Annotated in this window: 4 protein-coding genes and 1 pseudogene; 3 read left to right on the forward strand and 2 right to left on the reverse strand. The window is 53.8% G+C overall.

From position 1 onward, the window contains the following. Together WBC85_RS13595 and WBC85_RS13600 are read left to right on the forward strand one after the other, a co-directional pair. Positions 1-611 (forward strand): annotated as a pseudogene (locus WBC85_RS13595) (hypothetical protein); the annotation flags it as partial. Further along, positions 608-1,552, forward strand: a complete 945-nt coding sequence (locus WBC85_RS13600) for an aldose epimerase family protein (RefSeq protein ID WP_424438204.1) — start codon at positions 608-610, stop codon at positions 1,550-1,552. The pseudogene WBC85_RS13595 and the gene WBC85_RS13600, both read left to right, overlap by 4 nt. A gap of 3 nt (positions 1,553-1,555) precedes the next feature. On the opposite strand, the gene WBC85_RS13605 is transcribed toward WBC85_RS13600, so the two are convergent. Continuing rightward, positions 1,556-3,763: a hypothetical protein gene (locus WBC85_RS13605; protein WP_424438207.1), complete on the reverse strand. Its 2,208-nt coding sequence runs from the start codon at positions 3,761-3,763 to the stop codon at positions 1,556-1,558. 221 nt (positions 3,764-3,984) lie between these two features. Between WBC85_RS13605 and WBC85_RS13610 the strand changes: the two genes are divergently transcribed. Then, the gene (locus WBC85_RS13610) at positions 3,985-4,959 is read left to right on the forward strand and encodes a glycosyltransferase family 2 protein (protein WP_424438210.1); all 975 of its coding nucleotides are present in this window, start codon (positions 3,985-3,987) and stop codon (positions 4,957-4,959) included. A gap of 57 nt (positions 4,960-5,016) precedes the next feature. Here the strand turns inward: WBC85_RS13610 and WBC85_RS13615 are convergent, their stop codons facing one another. Beyond that, entirely contained in the window at positions 5,017-5,958 is a 942-nt protein-coding gene (locus tag WBC85_RS13615; RefSeq protein WP_424438213.1) for a M10 family metallopeptidase C-terminal domain-containing protein, read from the reverse strand. Positions 5,959-6,090 lie beyond the last annotated feature (132 nt).

The raw sequence follows: 6,090 nt of genomic DNA on the forward strand, positions 1-6,090 counted from the left end.
ATGCTGGATGGCGGCCTAACCCTGAGACGCCGCTTCAGACGGATGCTCGTTTCGCAATTCAATCTGGGCGACGCCGCGTAGAAGCATGTCGTCAGCTTGGCATTCCAGTGCTTGCGATTCTGTCTACCGATCAAGGCAATGCCGCGCTTGCTGATCTGGAAGAGCGATTCCACGAGAACACGATGCGCAAGGATTTGAGCGGATTCGAAGAGCTTCTCTCGGTCGGTTTGCTGGCGGAAAGCCTGTCTGATCTGACACAGGAAGAAGTTGCTGAACGCTTGAGCGTGAGCCAAGGGGATGTGTCGCTCGGTCTTGCATGCGTGGCGCTACGCGAACAGATCCTTGCGGAGGTGGATATTGCGAACACACCCAAGCGGGCATATCGCGCGATAATTCCGAAACTGAAGCGAGGGAAGATGGCAGCTAGCGAGCCGAAACCTGATGGCAAAACAGCGTCGGTTGAGCGTGATGGTATATCCGTGGATATAAAGCTGGGGCAGGGCGGCTTTACTGTCAAAGCTAAAGGCGATGGTCTTGGCGAGTTAGAGCCAGAGAAATTTGCGGAAGACTTCGCGCGATATCTGGCGTCTCGGATGGCATTGCGGGGGTGATAGTCGAATTTGGCAAAATGCCAGATGGGCGATCGGTTGAACTTATCCAGCTTGGAAATGAAGTTCTTGAGGTCGGGTTGATAACGCTTGGCGCGAGCTTGCAAAGCGTCAGGTTTGAGGGCGCTCAGATAGTTCTGGGCAGCGATGGTTTTGACGATTATCTAGGTCCGTTGAAATATTCCGGCGCAATTGTCGGTAGGGTCGCAAACCGAATTGCTGCCGCTCAGACAAAAGTTGCGGGGAAGCTAATTCAATTGGATGCCAATGAGGGCAATGGAAATTGTCTTCACGGGGGCCGTGACGGAGCAGGCACCATGCTGTGGTCTATTGCTGATTGCGGACCACTTCATGCCGTTCTTCATCTGCACATGCCAGACAATCATATGGGCTTTCCCGGGGCGTTGGAAGTGCAAGCACGCTATGAGCTAAAGGGGGACACGCTGCGCCTAGAGATCACCGCGCAGAGCGATGTAGAAACGCTCTGCAACTTTGCGACGCACGGGTATTGGAACCTGTCAGGTGAGGTAGATATCAACGCGCATGTCTTGTCTGTGAATGCGAAGAGGTACTTGCCGCTTGATGATCGGCAAATTCCTACGGGGGATATCGCGGACGTTGCTGGTACGGAGTTTGATTTTCTTGAAAGCCGAACGATTGGCAACGCTCGTCTGGATCACAATTTTTGTATAGGTGTGCAGCGGGGCGATTTGAGGCATGTTGCTAGGCTTTACAGTCCGGCCAGTAACATGGCTCTGGATGTGGCAAGCACAGAGGCGGGATTGCAGATATACGATGCCCGCCATCTTGGGCGGGCAGGGTTGGCGATAGAACCGCAGGCCTGGCCGGATGCCCCCAATCAAGGGGGTTTTCCGTCCATAGTGCTGAAGCCTGGCGAAACCTATCGTTCGATCAGTGAGTTCAGACTCTATACCGCGGCTTAGAGTCTACAATGCGCGCATTCCAAGGCGCACCGCCCGGTTTGGGTTTTGTTTGAGAATGTGCTCACCTAACGAGCGGGCGAGATCCTTGTGGCCCTTGTCCACGGCCTTATTGAACAGCTCTCGCTGATAGCGCGGCGAGGTTTTGCGCGTGCGCAGAAGCTTGTAGTAGTCATCGCTGGTCAATGAGCCATCAAGCGCCCCCAAAATGATGGGCGAGAGAATGCCCATCTGGTTGAGCGAACTACCGAGGCGATGCCCGAGCAAAGGCGCGCGCAGATGTTGAACGTTCTTGCCAGTAAAGCGCGCCGCATGTTGGGCATCGAGGGGCTCATAGGGATCATAGAGAATTGAGACCCTATTTGCTGCTTTAGACACCTCTGCTGCGTCGCCGTACTTGCCAGAGAAGTCGCGGTCCCAGACCACCTTGTAGCGGCTTTCCCATGGGACAATCGTCTTGTCCACGGTACTTTGCGGAGAGATGGCGACTACGTCACATCCCGGCGCTGCAGGGGAAAAGGCACAGGCGGCGTAGCCACCCATCGAAGCGCCGTAAAACACCACACGTTTGAACTGTTTGAAAAACCCGTCCTTCTTGAGTTGATCGAACTGATCGCTAACCCATTGTTCGCGATACCACGTCCAGCCACCAGCCAGCACGCCGAGCATGGACCAGCCCTGATCCTTGATGAAGCTGTACCCCCAAGGGCGGCGATCCTCGCGTTTGGTCATTGCGATGTCGAGATTGTCGAAGGTGACGACCAAGGTGTCCATGCTGCGCGGCATGTACAGAAAGCTGTGTCCGTCTGTGCCTGGACGATACCAACCGTCCTTGCCTGCAAGTTCGCTCGCAATCTTATCCCAGCTGCCCTCTGGATCGGTGATCTTCGGGGGAATGGGCATGACGCGGATGCGCGTGACTTCCTTGCCGTCTGTTTCGCGCGTGGAAAGGGCAGTATTAGTGCCGTAATTTTTCAGGAAGGGAAACGCGCCAGAACCTTTGCGCACATCCATAAAGACGCGCGTGTCCGAGTGCATGCATTTCTCCATGAACTTTTCAAGGAATGGTACCTTGAAGCGATCGCCGTAGCCTTCGAGATTGCAAAGCACGTCGACGGGCCGCAGGTCTTTGTCATCGCTGATAACCTTGATGCGATCTGGTTCTACATCGTTGTCCGTCAGGAATTTGATATAGTCTTTGAGCCAGTCTTCATCACCCTCTTTGAACTTGCCACGGCGGTTGCAGTTAATCAATTGAATGTCGCTGTCAAACTTATGATGTACCGCCAGAACAAAGCTGCGCGCTGTGCCCGTGAGGTCGGCGATTGTCGCGACCTCAGTGAGATCAAGATCGTCTATCAATGCACCGTCGAATGTGGTGTTGCCACGGCCCTTGATCGGGGCGAGGGCAGGATTGATACCGTGTTCCTTTACCAGCTTTTCAAGATAGCTGCCCTTGGGTGGAAGCCCGTCGTGGATGTTGCCCAACTGGCGCTTGTTAGAGGCCCAAAGGTGCAAGGCGGTGGTTTCTTCGGTGATAAGTCCTTCGGCCAATTCGGCGCGACGCATGAATTTGAAGCGTTCGCGGAAGGTGATCGGGTAAAAGGCGTTAAGCGGCTGAACGTGTTCTTCAAGGCCAAGCGCGTGCACGTAATGCGTGACCATCATTGGCCCCCAAACGCCCCACGGCTGCTGGGTGATGTGCATCGGTTGGCCTTTTTTAGCGAGCTTTTGCATTTGCTCTTGTCGTTTCTTAGGAAGAAACGGTGCGATGGAGTGGCGATCGTCGGTAAATTCAAGAACCTGACGCAACATTTCGCTATCTGCGGGCATGCCAAGCACGGCGTTGTTTACGCGGTGTTCGCCCGGCAATTCGTAGCCGAACACATAGTCGGAATCGTAATCCATCGGGCGGTGGCAATAGACGTCTGTGTCGATCCAGATCATGCCCGGGCATTGTTGGATCATATGCAAGCGGAACCAGTCGGCGAACAAGGCAAAGCTGTTTTTCTGCTCGTATTTGATGAAATCATCGGTGTCGATAATTTCGCGACCGTCCCTACGAATAACGCCTTCTGGCACGTTTGGGATGTCTTCATAGCTGAACAGGGTGATTTTCTGGCCCTTGTCCACGAAAGACTTGAGACACAGCTGTTCCATCCAGCTAAGTGGTCCGCCAATCCAAAGTGTTCCGACCTCGCGCGTGCGTGCCATCTGCCGTTCCTCGATCTGTTGCCCCTGATTTCAGGAAGCTCAATTTTTTGTCACCCTAGGGTCTTGCGTGGTGTTTGTGTACCACCAGATTACAAATGAGACATGAAATTGTCCGGGTGAGTGTCGCGCGCGCCATGGCGCTTGCAGGCGCGCTTGGGCAAGGTTTATTGTTTACAAAATAGAAACAGCCGCCGCGGTATTGCGGGGGTAGTGAGGCTGAAATGAGCGACAATACGTACACTGTGGTTTCCACCATGAAGAACGAGGCCCCCTATATTCTGGATTGGGTGGCGCATTACAAAGTTCTCGGCTTTGATCATATTCTGGTGTGCACCAATGATTGCACTGATCCGACGGTTGAGATGCTTTTGCGTTTACAAGAGTTGGGCTATGTCACGCATCACCCGACGATTGTGCGCAAGGCGGGAATTCACCGCTCGGCACTGCGTCAGGCGTCGCGGCGTTATGATGTGGTGATGAATGCCACATGGGTCTTTGTCTGCGATGTTGATGAGTATCTGAACATCCATATGGGCGACGGATCGGTGCAAGCGTTGGTGCAGGGCTCAGGCAAGGATACGGATGTGATATCAGTGCCTTGGCGTATTTTCGGCCCCGATGGTGTTGAAAAGCTGGTTGATAAGCCCGTCACCCAACAATTCACCAAGGGCGAGTTTGAATGGGACGAGAAGGAGCGCCCGAACACGGGTAAGTTTGTGAAGTCCATCTATACTAATCAGGACAAGTTCCAGCGCATGGGGCTGCATTCGCCAGTTTCTTTGGATGAGCAAGTAGGCTCGGTCAAACGCGTGCTGCCGGGCGGCGCGGACTACGTGGTGAATGGGGAGCGTACCGAAAACCCGCCGCTGTTTACCCATGCTCAGGTCAATCACTATGCGCTGCGTTCGATGGAAAGCTTTATGATAAAGCGTGCACGCGGGCGGGCGAACCATTCAAGCCATGTGTTGGGAATGGAATACTGGGACAAGTTCAATCTGAACGATGAAAAAGATACATCGATTGACCGTTACAAAACCGCGACGAGCGCGCTGGTGAAAGAGTTGAAAGCCGACAAGGTGCTGGGAGATCTGCACAAGAAGGCGATCGATTGGCATCAGCGCAAAGCAGCATCCATGAAGCTGGACCCTGAAATGGACGAGCTGACGAGCGCGCTGCAAGCAAGCGTTAAAGGCTAGGATAGCAGACGCCCGCAAGTCATTAAGCTGGCGGGCGTTAGAATGCCGGATGATGGCTTAGACCATTTCCAAATCATTACCCAACTGGGCGATGGTTGCGTTCAATACCGTTAGGGTATCGCCGCCGCCAAAATCAAAGACAACATCTGCGCCTGTTTGCGTCGCAAAGTCAAAGGCGTCCTGACCGCCCCCGAATGTGAAGTTATCAAGCTCAATCGTGTCGATATCGTCCTCGAAATCCGTGATGATATCACTGTCTTTGCCATGGTCGAAGTGGAAGACATCGGCGCCATCGCCGCCGTTTAGCGTATCATCGCCTTTGCCGCCTTCCAGGAAATCATTGCCGTTTTCGCCAAACAACGAATCCGCGCCATCGCCAGCGTTGACTTTGTCGCTGCCCTTGCCTGCGTAGATCTTGTCCTTGCCGGAACCACCCTGAAGCGTGTCGCTGCCTTTGCCACCGACCAGTTTGTCCTTGCCGCTGCCGCCTGTCAGCGTGTCATTGCCATTGCCGCCATATAGTTTGTCCGAGCCGCCGCGCCCGTTCATGGCGTCATCACCGCCACCGCTTTTCAATGTGTTTCTTGCGCTGGTTCCAGTGAGGTCATCATCATAGGCGGTGCCTTTCAGGTTCTCGATAGCAGCGCCAAAGGCGATTACGACGTCGTTGGTGTCATAGATCGAGTTGAAGACGCCTTCGGTCAGATCGAAACTTTGACCTGCGCCCAGTGCAGAAAGATCAATGGTGTCATTGCCTGCGCCATCCCAAAGGGCGCGTGGCCCGTCGGCCAGGAACGCGGTGATATCAATCGTTGTATTGCCTGCATTATAGCTGTGATTGGCCCCGTAAAGATACTGGATTGCCATCATGTCATATAACATCAGGGACGCGGGATTGGTGCCGTAGGGATAATACTCCGTATAGGACATGATCGTGTATTGATCGCTGTCGGTGCCTGTTGGCACGTTGAGGCCGGAAAAAGAGTGATCGAGGCCCAAAGCATGGATCTTATGCCGACATCGGCATAATGTTCATAATGCCGAGCTTTGGATTATGCCGACCTGATAAAAACAGACCCACGAAACTTGGCAGATGCCCTGTATACGCGCGGCATAATCAAGGATGCTTAG

This window comes from Planktotalea sp., from assembly GCF_049680325.1.
In the GTDB taxonomy this organism is placed as follows: Bacteria; Pseudomonadota; Alphaproteobacteria; order Rhodobacterales; family Rhodobacteraceae; genus Planktotalea.